The organism is Dialister succinatiphilus, from assembly GCF_928721695.1.
Taxonomy (GTDB): Bacteria; Bacillota; Negativicutes; order Veillonellales; family Dialisteraceae; genus Dialister; species Dialister succinatiphilus.
On the sequence record NZ_OV788641.1, the window covers coordinates 565948 to 579159 of the forward strand.

General features: G+C 55.0%; 8 protein-coding genes. 2 read left to right on the plus strand and 6 right to left on the minus strand.

Going from position 1 to position 13212, the window contains the following annotated elements; all coding sequences use genetic code 11:
* Window positions 1-528: 528 nt before the first annotated feature.
* Both bioB (NW747_RS02540) and bioB (NW747_RS02545) read right to left on the minus strand, forming a co-directional pair.
* Window positions 529-1530, minus strand: a complete 1002-nt coding sequence (gene bioB, locus NW747_RS02540; protein WP_273187881.1) for a biotin synthase BioB — start codon at window positions 1528-1530, stop codon at window positions 529-531.
* Window positions 1531-1675: 145 nt separating this feature from the next.
* The gene (bioB, locus tag NW747_RS02545; RefSeq protein ID WP_008859716.1) at window positions 1676-2674 is read right to left on the minus strand and encodes a biotin synthase BioB; all 999 of its coding nucleotides are present in this window, start codon (window positions 2672-2674) and stop codon (window positions 1676-1678) included.
* A 218-nt stretch (window positions 2675-2892) separates the two neighbouring features.
* Between bioB (NW747_RS02545) and NW747_RS02550 the strand changes: the two genes are divergently transcribed.
* A complete protein-coding gene (locus NW747_RS02550; protein WP_273187882.1) occupies window positions 2893-4635 on the plus strand; it encodes an ABC transporter ATP-binding protein in 1743 nt (580 codons plus the stop codon).
* 4 nt (window positions 4636-4639) lie between these two features.
* Window positions 4640-6301, plus strand: a complete 1662-nt coding sequence (locus NW747_RS02555; RefSeq protein WP_273187883.1) for an ABC transporter ATP-binding protein — start codon at window positions 4640-4642, stop codon at window positions 6299-6301.
* A 901-nt stretch (window positions 6302-7202) separates the two neighbouring features.
* On the opposite strand, the gene NW747_RS02560 is transcribed toward NW747_RS02555, so the two are convergent.
* The 4 genes from NW747_RS02560 to NW747_RS02575 all read right to left on the minus strand — a co-directional run bounded on the left by NW747_RS02560 (window position 7203) and on the right by NW747_RS02575 (window position 12271).
* Window positions 7203-8954: a DUF2357 domain-containing protein gene (locus NW747_RS02560; RefSeq protein WP_273187884.1), complete on the minus strand. Its 1752-nt coding sequence runs from the start codon at window positions 8952-8954 to the stop codon at window positions 7203-7205.
* Complete coding sequence (locus NW747_RS02565; RefSeq protein WP_273187885.1) at window positions 8938-11028, minus strand: McrB family protein; 2091 nt, start codon at window positions 11026-11028, stop codon at window positions 8938-8940. Before NW747_RS02565 ends, NW747_RS02560 begins: the two co-directional genes overlap by 17 nt.
* 331 nt (window positions 11029-11359) lie before the next feature.
* Window positions 11360-11815, minus strand: coding sequence for a hypothetical protein (locus tag NW747_RS02570; protein ID WP_273187886.1), 456 nt, complete (start codon window positions 11813-11815; stop codon window positions 11360-11362).
* A gap of 21 nt (window positions 11816-11836) precedes the next feature.
* Window positions 11837-12271 carry a VOC family protein gene (locus NW747_RS02575; protein WP_273187887.1) on the minus strand — a complete coding sequence of 145 codons (435 nt, stop codon included), beginning with the start codon at window positions 12269-12271 and terminating at the stop codon, window positions 11837-11839.
* Between the last annotated feature and the right edge of the window lie 941 nt (window positions 12272-13212).

Genomic DNA, 13212 nt, shown 5'->3' on the forward strand with positions numbered 1-13212 from the left:
GGGAGCATCAGCGACCTGAAAATCCAGTGAGTCAGTGACAGCAGTGGATGAAGGAGCGCTAGCGACGCGCAAAATGTAGTGAGTCGTTTCCCCTTTAGGGGGGCGCATGAGTATATATGCCGCCGAAGGCGGCAATAAAATGGCGCCGAGAGGCGCCCACCTCGCCAACGCAGTGGTACTTTATAACTTCCCTGGGCGGGGCCCTCAAACTGTCCGGGAGGCGTCAGCCGGCCCCGGACAGAACCCTGGCAGCCCAGGGCCATAAGGCGCGATGGCTGCCTCAACCCTCGCGCCCGTAAGGACGCGTCAACCTTCGGGCAGACATCCCATGTGATGTCTGCCATCTGATTATCTGATATCTTCCCGCCGACTGGTATTTACCGATTCCCCCTCACTTACTATTCTTACCGAGATTCTTCGCTGCGCTCAGAATGACCGGTGGGAGGCGGGAAGGGGGGCAGCGGACAGCCGTTCCACCAGCCCACTAGTACACTAGTACACCAGCTCACCAGCCCACTAGTACACTAATTAATTCAGATTCGGAGCGGTCTGGGTGCGGCCCAGGTCATGGAGCATAGCGATATCGTCCTGAGGATCGGATCCTTTACTGGTAAGGTAATTGCCGATCATGACACCGTTCATGCCGCCGGCCAGAGCCATGGACTGCAGGCTCCGGAGATTGATCTGCCGTCCGCCGGCGGTACGGATCTGGGCCTTGGGGAGGACGAAGCGGAACATAGCAAAAGAGCGGAGGATTTCAAGGGGAGAAAGGCGCTTGTTGTGCTCAAAGGGGGTACCGGGGATAGGATTCAGTACGTTCAGCGGCACGGCGTCAATGTGCATTTCCTTCAGATGGAATGCCATTTCCACCCGCTGGTCCAGGGATTCGCCAAGACCGATGATGCCGCCGCAGCAGACGCGGATGCCTGCTTTCTGGGCACGGGCTACGTTCTCCGCCTTTTCCTCCGCTGTATGGGTGGTGCACACTTCCTTGAAGAAGGAAGGAGCTGACTCGATATTGCAGTGCAGGCGGCTGATACCGGCTTCTTTCAGCTGGTAAGCCTGTTCCTGGGTGAGGAATCCGAGGGAGCAGCATACTTCGATGCCTACTTCCTTGCGGATACGACGGATTAAGTCGAGAATTTCCGCAAAGTCCTTCGGATTTCTCTGGTCACGGCCTGCAGTAACAATATCGAAACGGGCAGCTCCGGCTTTTTTCGCTCTTTTAGCCGCTTCAATGACCTCATTTTCCGGAAGGAATTTATAGGTTTTTACACCTGTATTGTAACGAGCAGACTGGGCACAGAATTTGCAGTCTTCCTGGCAGGAACCGCTCCTGGCGTTGATAATGGCGCAGAGGTCTACGCTCCGGCCGGAAAATTTCTGACGGATCTTATCAGCGCAGGCCAGAAGAAGCATGGTATCTTCGTCCCTGGTGCGGATGAGGGCTCTGGCCTCTTCTTCGGTCAGTTCTCCGCCATTCAAAACTTTTTCAGTCCACTTCAAAATCTGTTCACAGCTGCTTTCCATTGCAAACCACTCCTTTTATAAAATCACCTGCCGTCAAGGGACAGGGTATTGCCTTGATGAAACCTTACGTGTATGTGCGTAATAGAAATATTCGTGTTTCACAATGGTGCGGAATATTTCTATCTGTATGAAATTGTATATGAAATCAAAGCTGAGGCTGGGTCATGGAGCGTCCCAGGTCTTCGGTCATCCGGATATCCTCCTTCGGATCCCGTCCGCCGGTGGTGAGGTAGCCTCCCACCATAATGCCGTTCAGGCCGCCGGTCAAAGCATAGGCCTGCAGGCTCCGGAGGTTCACTTCCCGGCCGCCGGCGGTGCGGATGAGCGCCTTCGGCAGGACGAAGCGGAACATGGCGAAGGTGCGGAGCACTTCCAGCGGTGGCAGGCGGCGGTTCGTATAGAAAGGCGTGCCTTTCACCGGATTCAGAATATTCATGGGAATGGAATCGATGTGCATGGACTTCAGTTTGAAGGCCATTTCCACCCGCTGGTCCAGGGATTCGCCCAGGCCGATGATGCCGCCGGAGCATACCCGGATGCCCGCCTCCTGGGCGGTGCGGATGATGACTTCCTTGTCTTCCATGCTGTGGGTGGAGCACACTTCCGGGAAATAGGAAGGTGCCGTTTCGATGTTGCAGTGGATTCTCGTGATGCCTGCTTCCTTCAGGCGGATGGCCTGCTCTTTGGTAATGAGTCCCAGGGAGCAGCACACTTCGATGCCCACCTGCTCACGAATTTTCTTCACAATATCGATGATTTCCTCAAACTCATTGGGATTGTCCTGGTTTCGTCCGCTGGTGACCAGGGAGAAACGGACAGCGCCGGCTGCCTTGGCTTTCTTCGCCGCTTCCAGAATTTCATCTTCCGGAAGGAGCCGGTATACTTTGGCACCGGTATGGTACCAGCCCGACTGGGCGCAGAACTTGCAGTTCTCCTGACAGTGGCCGCTTCTGGCATTGATAATGGCACAGAAATCCACTGCATTGCCATTGAATTTCTGGCGGATTTTATCCGCCATAGCCAGGAGCAGCATAGTATCCTCATCTTTGGTACGGATTAATTTCTTTGCTTCTTCTTCTGTAATCTCACCGCCATCCATGACTTTTTCAGCCAATTTGATAATTTCTGCACAAGCACTGTCCATAATGAAAACTTCCTTTCACAATCGGAGCACCTGCGTTTCAAATTGTTACCTTGTGATTAAGTATAAAATAAACAATCAAATCTGTCAATCCTGTTATTTCTAATAGTTAACAATGTGTTGACATAATTGCCCTGGTGCCGCTTTTTAATATTTCTTTATCTTCCTGCCGTCCGCCTTATTCTATAATAAAGAAAAGACAGGGAAAGGAGGTGTGAGCCATGGCAGGAAAAAGAGAAACCGCCAGGGTATCCTACTATTTTCTAAAGGAGAAAAAAATACTGACCATTACGGCGCTAAGCGGCATCCTCTACAATCTGGGCCTTGTGGCAGTGCCCTGGTTTGAAGGGCACATATCTCAGTACCTGGCAGACATTTTGGAAGGGACCCGCCAGCCTTCTTCCCTGGTATTCCTTGCCCTTTCCTACTTTTTCACCGTCCTTTTCGTACAGGCCATGCGGTATGTGAAGCGCCTCTATGTGCGCCGTTTTGCCAACAACACCATACTGTCCATGAAGGAAACGATCTATACCAGGCTTCTTCAGGAAAATCGGCAGGACCTTGAGGGCCAGGGCGCCCGCTGGATGACCCGGGTCATTTCCGACGTGGAAGCCTGCGCCGAAGGCATGCGGAAATTCACGACGGAACTCTTCGATACCGGCGTAGCCCTTCTATCTTACAGTGCCTTCCTCTTCTATTACGACTGGCGCCTCACCTTTCTGGTGCTTCTTTTCCCTCCGGCCGCCTACCTTCTGGCAGACAGGCTGAAGAAACCGGTCACCAGCGCCGGCCGCCGGGCAAAGGAATCAGCGGAGCGCCTGGCCCGGGGCACCATGGACCGGCTGCGCCATGCCCTGACCTACCGTCTCTATGGAGAAGAAGAAACAGCCGATAGGCGCTACCTTCGCCTGCTCACCGATTATGAAAAGCGGCGGATCCGCCAGGGTCTTTGGGAAAACAGCATGGAACCGCTCTACCGGGTCATTGCCATGACCGGTTCCCTCCTCATTCTCTGGCTGGGCGGGAAAAATGTGATGGGCCAGGGCTGGGAAGACTGGAACATTGCCGCCTTTGCCGCATACCTTGCCTGCTTTACCAGGCTGGCGGTGAAATCCTCCCATGCGGCCCACCTGTTCAATGCCCTGCAGAAAGCAGACGTTTCCTGGCACCGCATCCGTGATTTTCTGACGCCTCTTTCGGAGACGGCCCTGCCGCCGGCAAAGCCGGACCGCCTTACCGTGAGCCATGTATCCTTTACCTATCCCGGCGCCAGCCATGCTGTCATTCAGGACTGCACCTTTTCCGCCGCTCCCTCAGACATCATAGGCATTACCGGAGGCACCGCCTCCGGCAAGTCCACTCTGGGCCGCCTTTTCCTCATGGAATCTCCCCATGAAGGGTCGATTACCTGGGGCAAAAAGGAGCTGGGCCGGGACATATCCCCCCTGTCTCTCATAGGCTATATGGGCCATTCCATGGAGCTCTTCAATGCCTCCCTGGAAGAGAATATAGGGCTTGGGAAAAAAGGAAATCTGGACGAAGCGCTGTGGGGCGCCTGCCTTGCCGAAGAGGCCGCCGCCTTTCCCCAGGGCGTCAAAACAGTGATAGGCGAAGGAGGGCTCCGTCTTTCCGGAGGCCAGCAGGCCCGGGTCATGATTGCCCGCCTTCTCTACCACCGCCGCCCCCTCATTATTCTGGATGACCCCTTCGCATCGGTAGACAGGGAAACGGAAGACCAGCTCTTTGACCGCATCCATGCCCTGTGCCGGGATTCCATTATCCTACTCATTTCCCACCGTCTCCGCACCTTCCCTAAAACCAGTCAGGTCCTGTGGATAGGGAAGGATGGAAAAGTCACCACATCTACCCATGAAAAACTGCTGGCGGAAAATGAAGACTACCGCCGGCTCTGGGCTCTCCAAACCCCAGAGATGCATGAAAGTCATTGCGAGGAAAGGAGGTAACCCCATGGACCATTCCACTTCCGGCCTGAAAGAAATCATCGCTTCTTCTCTGACCGCCCGCCCGGCGCTGACCGCAGCCCTGGTGGGGACCATTGTCCTCTCCCTCTTTCTCAGCATCCTTCCGCCGCTGGTACTGCAGAGAGCCATTGATGCCCTGGCCGCTGGAAAAGCGGAGAGCTCCCTCCTTCTCTTCTGGGGCCTGCTGTACTTTCTTCTCACCGCCCTTAGCGGCCTGTCAGAGGGAATAAGGGAAACGCTGATTACCATGTTCGGCCAGGCTGTCACCAAAAGGATCCGGCAGGCCATGGCAGCCAAGCTGAGCCGCCTTCCTGCCGCCTTCTTTACCGGCCGCGGTGAAGGCAGCACCGCCTCCCTTTTCGTCAATGATGTGGACACCCTGGAAGACCTCTTCGACTCCGGCATTATCAGCATGGCCGTAGACAGCTGCCGCCTCTTTTCCATACTGGCTGCCGTATACTGGCTGAGCTTCGGTCTTTTCCTGCTGCTCCTGGCAGCCCTTCCCTTTCTCTTCCTTCTCACCCGGACCTTCCAGCATCACATGCTGGCTGCCCAGATAGAAAACAGGAAAGCCATTGCCTCCACCAATGAGCTCATTCCTGAAACCTGTCGCAATATCCGCACCATCCGCCTTCTTTCCTGTGAAAATTTCATGAAGAAAAGATACGCCGCCGCCATCAAGAAAAGTTTTCAGTCCATGGAAAAAACAAACTTCTACGATTCCATTTACTCTCCCATCATCCTTACCACCAGCGCCCTTCTCATATCCCTCATGGCCATTCTCTCCGTAAGCCCGGAGGGAGCCAGCCTTTTCGGCATGACCGCCGGCACCGCCGCTGCCCTCATCGCCTATGTGGGAAAAATCTTCTCCCCCCTGGAAAGCCTGGGCATGGAAATAGAAAATATCCAGTCCGCCATGGCCGGCGTCCACCGGATCCGGGAATTTATGGAAGAAAAGGAAATGGCCCTGCCGAAAGAGAAGGGAAAGAAGAATGACCTGCCCCTCCGTATCAGCCATCTTTCCTTTTCCTATGAAAAAGGCCATCCCCTTTTCAAAGATTTCAGCCTCACCCTGGAAGCCGGCTGCCATCTGACTCTCACCGGCCGCACAGGCAGCGGGAAAAGCACCCTCTTCAAACTCATTACCGGCCTCTGCCTGCCTGACAGTGGCACCATTGCCCTCTTCGGCATGAATCCCGCTGCCATTCCTCCCAAAGAACGAAGAAAAATCTTCGGCATCGTGAGCCAGTCCTTCCCCATGATTGATGGCACCGTGAGAGACCAGATCACCCTGGGCGATATGCGCATCACTGACACCATGACCGCATCAGCCCTCAGGATTTCCGGGCTGTACGAAACAGTGATGGCCCTTCCCCAAAAACTGGACACCCCTTTCCAGGACAGCCTTTTTTCTGAAGGAGAAAAGCAGCTCCTTTCCATTGCCCGGGCCCTGGTATTCCAGCCGCCCCTCCTCCTTCTGGATGAAATGAATGCCCATCTGGATTCGCTGACAGAGCAGAAAGTGTTCCGCGCCCTGTCCCGGGCCTCCAGCCACCGCACGGTACTCTCCATTTCCCATCGTCTGGGAAAGGCCTGCCAGGGGCCGGTGCTCCGTATAGGAGAAGGAAGAGGGGAAGGGAGGCCATAATTGAACTGTGGTCTTTTGGACACGCCTCTGGTGTGAGGGTGGTACGCAGTACCAAAGGGGGAAAGGGTTCTTAGGTTCTTAAGTTTGACGCGCCTTCGGCGCGAGGGGGGTGGTGGCGGCTTCGCCGCAGATTTTAAAGAATGCGTTTCTCTCCTCCCTGTTACTTGCCCACCCCCATTCAGGGGGTGGGTGGCGAGCGCAGCGAGACGGAAGGGGGCGGCTTCGTTATGGGGCACTCTGTGGCCCGGGTTCAAAGGGTTCAGGCCGCCATCGGGCTCCGCCCCGGGCGGCCCGGGTTCGGCCCGGGAATGGCTTTCGTCCCCTGAGCGAAAGCGATGCACAACCCGCCGCCGGCAGGCGGCCACAACCCTCGGGGTGCAGCCCCGTCAACCCGCACATCGAAAGCGTGTCCAAGGGTAAGAAGCAAAAATGGCACAGGCCGCCGATTGGCGGTCAGGATAGCGATGGGGTGTCAAATCGGTGCTCTGCCTTGTACACCCTTTCCCGCTTCGCGGGACTTCCCCTCAAGGGGAAACGAGAAGTATGGAAAGAAAAAACAGAGAGTCATATATTTCATGTACCATTCCGCAGTTTCCCCCTTTGGTGGTGAACGCAGTGAGCCAATCACCAGAATGCGTATCATGCCATATGACACAGAAAGTTAATCCCGTAACGCTGACTTTATGCTCATCGCCCCATAGGGCGATACCACAACCCTCGGCCCGAAGGGCCGTCAAACTTAAGAACCCTCCGGCCGTCAGGCCGGTCCATCTTAAGAACCCTTTTCCACAACCCTTTTCCACAACCCTTCTACACAACCCGCGGCGCCAGCCGCGCCCCCTCTTTTCCCCACGAAAAAAAGACTGTGAAGAAAGGATTACCCTTTCTTCACAGTCTTTTTTTATTCGCTAAGGGAGGTGAGGTAATTTTCCAGTTCTTCCGCCAGCCGGTGGTTGCCGGTGAGGCCCGGCGCCAGGGGGATAAAGCGGAGGCTGTAGTCTTCGTCGCTTTTCCCCGGGATTTCTCTGGGGAATACGGCCCACACTTCTTTCACCGGACGGCTGTCCCGAAGGGAGGCGGTTTCGTCCAGATCCCGATAGAAGCGGGTGTTCATGTCGCGGTAGGCGTTGAACTGGCGGCGCAGGCTGGCGCTTCTCGTTTCGTCCTGCCAGAGGAAGAGAAGGTCCCGGTACTTGAAATCGGCCACCAGGGAGCCGTAGTAAAGGCCGCCTTTGTAGTAATCCAGGCGCAGGTCCGGCTGGCGGTGGGAGTTATTGGTGTACAGGGGATGGTTTTCCCTGTCTGTGTCCGCCGAGGAGGCGGGAAGGATGCCGTCGTAGGTCAGGTGTACTTCTTCCCCTTCCCGCCGGAGCTTGATTTCCGTGCCCGATTCCAGGGAGGAAAGGCGGTAGCGTCCTTCTTCCCGGATTACGGAGATCCCTTCTTCCAGTTCCCAGCCCTTGGCGGTGAGGGCTTTGATGAACTGGAGAAAGCTCCACATTTCATAGAGTTTGTCCGTCCGTTTCCACTGGAACTGGTAGAAGCTGGATACATCCAGGCTCTGGGCCGGGTCGGACAGGTTCTTATACAGGCGGTACAGCACGCTGTACCTGGGGTCCATGAAGACGGTCATAGGCACTTCGCCTTCCACCGCCGTTCCTGCTTCTTCAAACCAGGGCGCTCTGGATACGCGGCTTATGCTGTCTTTGATGCGGCGGGCCCGCCGGCGGTAGAGGGACAGCCGGGAAAGGGCTTTTTCTCCCGTTTTGTATTCCAGGCCCCAGGTGTATTTCCGAAGCTCCGCCTGTTTTTCCTGCAGTCGGCGGATGGGACCGTCGATTTCTTCCAGAAACTGCTGCAGAATATGGTCCAGGGCCAGAAGGATGGACTTGGCAAAGCGATTTTCTTCCACGTCCCTGGTGATTTCCGTGCGAAGGGCCGGCATGCGCTCTGCCCCGGGCCGCTCTTTCACATGCTGCGGCCGGATGTGGGGGTCCGGACGCCGTCCTTCTTCCTGCCGTATCTGCTTGAGCCGGAGCACCATACGGGCATTAGCGGTATGGGACAATTCATCCAGCACGCTCAGCACCACCGACGATTCACTGCTGATGGTATAGAAACGGAGAAGCATAGAGGCATTTAATCCCAGGGCTCCTTCCAGGGCTTTGGAAATATGGATATTCTTTTTCATGAAATCGAAGGACAGCGTCCTGATTTCATCGGTCAGTTCGTCCCGCATATCCTGCCAGCTCTGCTTGCCCATGTACTTGGGCGTGATTTCCATGAGGCCGTACCAGCTTTTGCCACCGCCTTCTACCGTAAGCACATAGTACCCCGGCACCAGGGGAAAGTCCTGTCCCTCGAAGAGAAGGATGGGCTGGTCCTGCCGCCGGAAAGGGGCAATGTAGGTCTGGCCGTTTTCTCTTTCCTCGCCGGGAATGGTGACCACGTCCAGGCCGTCCATAGTGAAACGGAAGCCCCGGGGCGCGTCGAAGCGGATGTAAATGTCCTGGTTCTCCGTGAAGGTCAGGCCCGGCGCCCGGTCTTCGGCCAGCTCTTCCGGATGGTCCGTGAAGCGGTTGAAATAGCGCACTCCCTTGTCCCAGCCGCCGGAAAAAGTGAGGGTGAAGGGAAGTTTAGATGGTGTAATCATAGAGTTTCAGCTCCCTGGCTTTTTCCTCCAGTACCTTCCGGGCACCAGTGAAGGAGGACAGGCGGCTGAACCGTTCCAGCACCTCCGGGAGGGAGCCCGTCAGTTCCCCTTTGTCGCTGGTGGATACCAGGGCCGCCAGCTGCTGGGCGGAGCCCCGGAGTTTGGTGAGGATGCGCTGCACCACCTGGGCATCCAGTCCTTCTTCCCTGGTGAAGGAAAGACCCTGGGGAATATTTTCCAGATATCGTCCCATCTGGCAGGCAATGCGGAAACCGATGCCGCACTGGATGCCGCTCTTGTGGAAGGCATCGTTCAGGGCGTCCAGAAGATCCAGCTCTTCTTCCTTAAGGCCCAGGCCCTCATGGACGCAGAAGCTCTCAAACAGGGAGGCCGGCATTTCGGGCCACTCTGTTTTTTCTTTCTTTCCCAGCGACAAAAGGTCATGGAACCGTCCCTGATGGAGGGTAATCACATTGGCCCGGTCCAGGATTTTATCAGAAAAGTGGTAGGTGGATTCGTCCACGTTCACCGTGCCGGTGAAGAGGACATTCCTGCCGATGGGGATTTCCGCCGGGTAGGCGTCGCCGTTGTAGAGTTTCGCCCGAAGGCTGGGATTGTAGAGGCGGATTACCGGATTTTCTTCCTTTTCCAGCACTGAAATGAACTGGGCAAAGTAGTGCTCTGCCCGGGCCAGGTTCATTTCATCAAAGCAGATGAGGAACATTTCATCGGGATGGGCGGCAGCATCGATGAGGAGCTCCGCCAGTCCCGTATCGGCACTGCGGTACACCATGTTCTTCATGTCCACATAGCCCAGAATATCGCCATCATCCATCCAGGAAGGGCGTACGGCCAGGAAGCGGACCCGGCTTTCCGGCAGTCCCAGGGCCCGGCCATAGAGGCGCACCAGTCCCGATTTCCCAGTGCCGCTCATGCCTGCCAGAATGGTGAGGCGGGAGGATTTCAGGGAAATATGGAAATTGATGAGGTCATCCTTATCATAGAGAAAGCCTGACCGGTCGGCCGTTTCAGACAGCCTTTCCAGGAATCCCGCTTCGCTCAGGGTATCCTGCTCCTCCGAGGTGATTTCCTCTTCCCCGCTGCTTACAGGCTCCCTGTCTTCCCGGGATATGAAGCTCTGAATGATCTTATCTACATCTTCCGGGCTGAACCTTTTTTCTCCATTCTCTTCACTGCCAAGGGTGATGGGTTCGCCGTCAGCAAAAGGGTTCACCAGCACGCCGCTGTCTGCCAGAAGGTCGCCGTCAGAAGGCACGGGCTTCAGCTTCAGCCGGAGATCCGGAATGAATTCCTCCGGTACATACCAGAGGGGCGAATGGGTGCAGCGGAGGATATGGGAGAAAAGCTCCGAATTTTTGAAATCCACCACGCCGTAGCCCAGGGGACCGTTATTCTTCACATGGAAATAAGCGCCCCCTTCGCCGATGACGGTGGAGTCAAAGGCATCATCATAAAGCGGTGCAAACACCACCCAGGGCCCCAGTTTCCCCTCAAAATTCTTCGTAGCCGCCACGATGACCCGGGGCTGCACATCATTGTTCCAGTATTTCTTGGACAGTCCCGGCAGCGGCTTTCCGGTGAGAATGTGGCTGCAGAACTTGTTGATATCTCCGGAAAATGGCGGCTGGTCCACGGTGCCGAAGGCAGGGATAGGGTAAAAATGGCTGTCCACATCCATGAAGGACGTGGTGCCTTCCAGCTGCATATCATCGAGCACAAAGAATTTATTATTCCTGATGGCCGGCGTAAAGGTGACGAAGGCATCGCCAAAAACGGTCTTCAGATAATGCAGGGCATCGGCCTCATTGTCAAAGGCATTGTATCCGCAGCCGATGCGGCTCATGAAACCGGTAAACCCGTGCTTTTCCGAATCCTCAAATCCCCGGGGCAGCGGAGAGAGAGGATCCACAAAAAAACGATAATCCTTCATCCCCGGCTGGGGTGTGGACAGCTTCACGCCGGGGCGCACCCGTCCCAGCACCTTGCCGTCAGCCTGCCGAAGAGCAAAAAAAGAACTATCGCCATTTCCATAATTTGAGTTATAACTCCCCATATTCAATTTCCTTCTTTCCCGGGCAGCCCCTTTCCCAGACATGGTTCTTTATGACACCATAAAGTTTGATTTCCCGAAAAGGACTGCCTTCTTAAAATTCTGTACGAAAAATCTTTCGTATCAACCCATGGAGGAAACCTCCGGCGAAATGAGAAAGTCCCGTCATTTCGCGCCTTTGCGGCTTACACTTCTTTGACCCCTAAAACTCTTAGGGGTTCTTTATATTTTAACATATAAAAAAGAGGGAGAAAAGAAAATAAAGCAGGGATGAAACCCTGTGTTACAGGCAAAGAAAAAAGCGAAGGAAGAGCCCCTCTCTTCCTTCGTTCTCCTACTTCCATTCATCCCAGTGATTCGGGAAAATCAGGGCCAGCACCGTTCCCATGACCAGGATGGCGTACTTGATGCCCGAGGGCATGAAAAGGTCCGCAATGATGTACATGAGAATCACCACCGCCGAAAGCTCCCGGCCCCGGGGATAGACCCGGTACCGCTGTATCCAGGAAGCTCCCAGAATCACATTGGCCGCAAGGGTCATGCAAAGCTGGATGGCCCCGATGAGGATGAGATTTTTGGCAAAATCCAGCCGCAGGAGATAGACCCCTGTCATGAGGAGGATGGAAAGCACCACCGCTCCCGCCGCCAGAGGCAGCCGCTTCAGGAAGGCCTTCCGGGAAATGGGACGCCGCACATCAAGGGCCGTCTTCTTATAGGTCAGAAAAGCGATAATCAGGGCGGACAGCACATACTCCGCCGTAAAGAACAGATTGGAATCGTAAGGTGTCAATGGTTTATCCTTTCAAGAAATTCATTCATCCGCCATGGCTTCATCATTGTCCGGAGGAAGCACGGCTTTCCCCTCCTGCCGGATATACCGGGCGATTTCGATGAGATTGCCGTCGGGATCCCGAAGATAAATGCTCTTCATGGGCCCTCTGGCGCCATGACGGTCCACCACATCCGTAATCACCGGCGCCCCCTTCGCCAGAAGCTCGGACCGCACCTTCTCCATAGGCGTCTCCGTTATGATGCAGAGATCAATGCTGCCGGACACGGGATAAGCCGCCGCCGGCTGGAACTCCCCGGGCCGCTGGTGGATATTGATTTTGCAGTTTCCAAACAGAAGGGCATATCGTCCCTTGTCAAAAACCACGGTCATGTCCAGGAAATCCCGATAAAAATGAAGGCACTCCTCCAGGTGGCCGGTGGTGAGAACAATATGATCAAAATTTTTCAGTTTCATAGCGCAGAAACGCTCCTTGCTCCGTAAATTTTATAAATATACTATATTCTATCTGTTTAGGAAGGATTAGTCAAAAGGAGCCGCCGGAATCATAAGCGCACCTTCGGTGTGAGGGTTCAAAGGGTTCAAAGGGTTCAAAAGGTTCAAAAGGTTCAAAAGGTTCAAAAGGTTCAGAGGGTGGCGGATTGCCCTTCGGGCGTGAAGGTTCTTAGGATTGACCGGCCTGAGGGCCGGAGGGTTCTTAAGTTTGACGGCCCTTCGGGCCGAGGGTTGTGGATTGCCGCTCTGCGGCGATGCTTATAAAGTCAGCGTTACGGGATTTACTTTCAGTGTCATATGGCGTAATAAGCATTCTGCGGATTGGCTCGCTGCGTTCACCACCAAAGGGGGAAACTGCGGAATGGTACATGAAATATATGACTCTTTGTTTTTCCTCTCCATACTTCTCGTTTCCCCTTGAGGTGGCAAGGGAACTGGATTCATAGGGGAGAGAAGCGACCCGCGAATCCAGTGACACGCTTCCCTGTGGGTGAACGCCTCGAAGAGGCAAAGGGTGTACAAGGCAGAGCGCCGATTTGACCCCTCATCGCTATCCTGACCGCCAATCGGCGGCCTGTGTCATTTTTGCTTCTTACCCTTGGACACACCTTTGGTGTGAGGGTTGACAGGGCTGCGCCCCGAGGGTTGTGGCCGCCTGTCGGCGGCGGGTTGTGTAGAAAGGTTGTGCAGGGAAAGGTTCAGAGGGTGGTGGATCGCCCTTCGGGCGATGAGTATAAAGTCAGCGTTACAGATTAACCTGTCTGCATCATATGGCAAAATAACCATTCTGCTGAATTATCTGCCTTCGGCAGATACACCCCCTATCCGGCTGCGCCGGACTTCCCCCTGTTCAGGGGGCAGAATAAAGCTCTGAAAAGCAGTCCTTTCATAAGCAGCTCACA

Coding starts and splice junctions, on each gene's coding strand:
- NW747_RS02575 (WP_273187887.1), bottom strand. CDS start 12,271: ATGAAACTGAAAAATTTTGATCATATTGTTCTCACCACCGGCCACCTG.
- NW747_RS02550 (WP_273187882.1), top strand. CDS start 2,893: ATGGCAGGAAAAAGAGAAACCGCCAGGGTATCCTACTATTTTCTAAAG.
- NW747_RS02555 (WP_273187883.1), top strand. CDS start 4,640: ATGGACCATTCCACTTCCGGCCTGAAAGAAATCATCGCTTCTTCTCTG.
- NW747_RS02560 (WP_273187884.1), bottom strand. CDS start 8,954: ATGATTACACCATCTAAACTTCCCTTCACCCTCACTTTTTCCGGCGGC.
- NW747_RS02565 (WP_273187885.1), bottom strand. CDS start 11,028: ATGGGGAGTTATAACTCAAATTATGGAAATGGCGATAGTTCTTTTTTT.
- bioB (WP_273187881.1), bottom strand. CDS start 1,530: ATGGAAAGCAGCTGTGAACAGATTTTGAAGTGGACTGAAAAAGTTTTG.
- bioB (WP_008859716.1), bottom strand. CDS start 2,674: ATGGACAGTGCTTGTGCAGAAATTATCAAATTGGCTGAAAAAGTCATG.